Here is a 2,231-nt window from a genome sequence, read left to right on the forward strand (position 1 = left end):
CAACTGTGGTGCCTGTAAATGAAACAACTACATAGGGAAGGGTTTGTTTATTACCGGCATCAGTAACTGTGCCTGTAACCACGGTGGTTTGTGCGAATAATGAGGTGGCAGAAAAAAAGAATATTAAAAAAAATAAACTTCTATGTAACTTTTTATAATCCATGTACTTTATGCAATTATGCAAATACAAACTTTTTTTGATCGAACTATTTTTATAACCTGTTGTAAATAATTACTGCTATCAGTTTTTTGAATACGGATAATTTAATTATTAACTCAAAACAACAGATCATAATATCATATCACCTGCTTAGTCATCTTTATCATCACTTATCACCACCTGTTTTAACACAAAAACAGCTTATAAAAGTTTGTTTTTGCATTGACATAGCTATCCCGTCAGCTTGTAACTGCGCTTCAAAGGTAGAAAAATTTATTACAGACTAATGTGGTCAAAAAGTCAAATATTCCTCATTTTAAGTATGAAAACAGCACATTCAGCAAATATTACCGTCAAATTATATTACTCTGCAAACGGCAGCATCTGATATATATTATAGGCTTTTTATCAGCCGCTTATAATGTCGGTTGCGTAATATATTGATTGTTAGATTGATTTAAATTGAGGCAGGCAATTTGTTATTTTAAAATATACATGTTTAAACCTGCAATAGCAAACCGGAGAAATTGCAGCTTTTGCAATAAAGCTAAAAGTATATTCAAATAAAAAGTAATTTTTAACAGTCATTAACAAAAAAAAGGGCCGGATGAGGTTTTTCCTTCTCCGGCCGGTTGCAAGTTGTGTTGGGTTTGCTTTATGCTTCGGCAAAGGCCTCTTCATAGTAATCCAATCCCAGATGGGTAATCAGGTCTTCGCCCATTAAATAACGCAAGGTATTCTCTAACTTGATCAGTTGTTTAAATATGTCGTTCTCCGGGCGTAATCCTTCTGCAGTTTGAGGCGATTTAAGGTAAAATGATAACCATTCCTGTATACCACTCATGCCTGCTCTTTTTGCCAGATCACYGAATAAAGCCAGATCCAGGGCAATAGGGGCGGCTAAAATAGAGTCACGGCAAAGAAAATTGATCTTGATCTGCATTTTATAACCTAACCAACCAAAAATGTCAATATTATCCCAGCTTTCTTTGTTATCACCATGCGGAGGGTAGTAATTAATACGGATCTTGTGGTAAATGTTACCATAAAGCTCTTCGTTATCTTCTGGTTTAAAAATATCTTCAAGTACTCCTAATTTTGAAACCTCCTTGGTTTTAAAATTATCCGGATCATCCAGCACCAGGCCATCGCGGTTACCCAATATATTGTCTGAAAACCATCCATGAACTCCTAATGAGCGTGCTGCTAAACCAGGGGCTAAGATAGTTTTCATTAAGGTTTGGCCTGTTTTAAAATCTTTACCTGCAATTGGGGTTTTATTTTCTTTTGAAAGCTCAATTAAAGCCGGGATATCAACAGTTAGGTTAGGGGCGCCGTTTGAGAACGGTATACCCAGTTTTAAGGCCGCGTAAGCGTATATCATGCTTGGAGCTATCAACTTATCATCATCAAGTAAAGCTTGCTCAAAAGCAGCCAGTGTTTGGTGAATGGCCGATGCTTCGTAGTATGTTTCGGTTGATCCGCACCATACCAATACAACACGGTCCAAACCATTTTTTTCCTGGAAGTTTTTAATGTCTTCCATCACCTGCTGGGCCAGTTCATAACGTGTACCTTCTTTTACATAGGTACCGGTAAGGTTTTTTGCATAGTTTTTGTCAAATGCAGCCTTCATCGGTTTAATGGCTTCTAATTCGGCCTTTACCGAATTTAATAATGCCGGTTCAAGCACCTTTGCATTTGACGCAGATTCATAAACGTTATCTTCATAAACATCCCAGCCACCAAAAACTATATCATTTAAATTAGCTAATGGAACAAAATCTTTAATCTTAGGGTTACGGTTTTCGGTTCTTTTACCTAAACGGATATGACCCATTTGCGTAAGGGAGCCTATTGGCTGCGATAAACCTTTTTTTACTGCTTCAACGCCGGCGATCAGCGTGGTGGCTACTGCTCCTAAACCAGGGATAAGGATACCCAGCTTTCCTTCGGCAGGTGAAATTTTACTTTTCATTGTACTTGTTTTATTTAATTATTGAGGCTAAAGCCACTTGTTGGCTTTATACCAGGGTTTGCATTTTTGTTGATCTTGAGGTTTATACCCCAT

1 protein-coding gene is annotated in these 2,231 nt (G+C 37.3%); it reads right to left on the reverse strand.

The genetic code is table 11. The features are described from left to right. Window positions 1–815: 815 nt before the first annotated feature. Window positions 816–2,138, reverse strand: coding sequence for an inositol-3-phosphate synthase (locus AC1DRQ_RS30810; RefSeq protein ID WP_477429835.1), 1,323 nt, complete (start codon window positions 2,136–2,138; stop codon window positions 816–818). Window positions 2,139–2,231 lie beyond the last annotated feature (93 nt).

It is taken from the genome of Mucilaginibacter sp. P4_E8, from assembly GCF_056401495.1.